General features: G+C 43.1%; 1 protein-coding gene. It reads left to right on the top strand.

The window, feature by feature from the left end:
• Positions 1-778: 778 nt before the first annotated feature.
• A partial coding sequence (locus AM228_RS28855) for a filamentous hemagglutinin N-terminal domain-containing protein (RefSeq protein WP_156332146.1) occupies positions 779-1,282 on the top strand: 504 nt, incomplete at its 3' end.

The raw sequence follows: 1,282 nt of genomic DNA, 5'->3' as shown, positions 1-1,282 counted from the left end.
AACGGATTTGGCAACGGATGAGATGACGGTAAACATCGATCGCAGATATTTGGCCGATCGCCTGGGACGATTTATCAGGGGCAACTGGCCTTAGCAAGAAAGCGCCAGCAAGAGAACTCAAGCCGCATCGAGCCAAAACATTTAATAAAATTTTAACCTTTGACGCTCGAATTTTGTAGAGTTATTATAAGTATAAACGACTATTATCTTAACTGCCTATTAGCTACTGCCAATTAGCTGTGATTTAAGGCCGGTTGACGCGATCGACCCAGTGACCATCAAAAAAAGCCTTTCTGAGACTTTCCTGGATACACAACCCGCGTTTCTTGTACCCGCGATCGGGGGAATCTACTATTTTTAACTGAATTATTTAACCAAAAAGCGATCGCAACTAATCCGGCTACTGACTAACAAGCGAAAAAAAATCGATTAATCCGCTGCCAAAACCATTTAAATCAATTTGACTTAGGCCAATCTTGGATTTAACCGCTATATATGTTTCATAGTGGGCAATGCATACCCTACAAATCTATATATGTTTCATTGTGGGCAATGCCCACCCTACAAATCTGCTGCATTCTCTGTCATTCCCGCGCAGGCGGGAATCCAGAAAACCTCTGTAATTCATCCAGATCGTAACCGCTATACCTGTCGTTTATTCTTAAATTTTTTCGGTGACAAATTGCCGTTCACCAGTCTTTTTTTTGGCTAAAAAATTACTCAAAACAATCCCAATCCGAGCAAATAAAATCGGCAAAAATCAGGAAAGATCAACCAGATGAACTACCAAAATCAAGCCAAAATCCAGCTAATCTCAGGTGTTATTCTCGCCTCCACAACCCTGACCATTCCGGTGAATGCCCAACCCATCACCCCCGCAGCCGATGGCACCGGCACCATAGTTAATCAACAAGATAATATCATCAATATTACTGGCGGTCAACGGTCAGCAGACGGCGGCAACTTATTTCATAGTTTTGACCAATTTGGCGTTAATACTGGGCAAACTGCCAACTTTCAATCATCCCCAGAAATCAACAACATTTTAGGGCGAGTAGTCGGCGGTAATGCCTCCATAATTAATGGCATATTGCAAGTCACTGGCGGCAATTCTAACTTATTCTTAATGAACCCAGCCGGGATTCTCTTTGGGCCAAATGCCAGCCTGAATGTACCCGCAGATTTTACCGCTACCACCGCCACATCTATTGGCTTTGGCAATAATAATTGGTTCCAATCTATTGGCGACAATAACTGGGCAAACCTAGTCGGCAATCCCAGT

The sequence above is a fragment of the Planktothricoides sp. SR001 genome, from assembly GCF_001276715.1.
GTDB classification, from domain to species: domain Bacteria; phylum Cyanobacteriota; class Cyanobacteriia; order Cyanobacteriales; family Laspinemataceae; genus Planktothricoides; species Planktothricoides raciborskii.
This window is presented reverse-complemented; position numbering and strand designations above follow the sequence as displayed.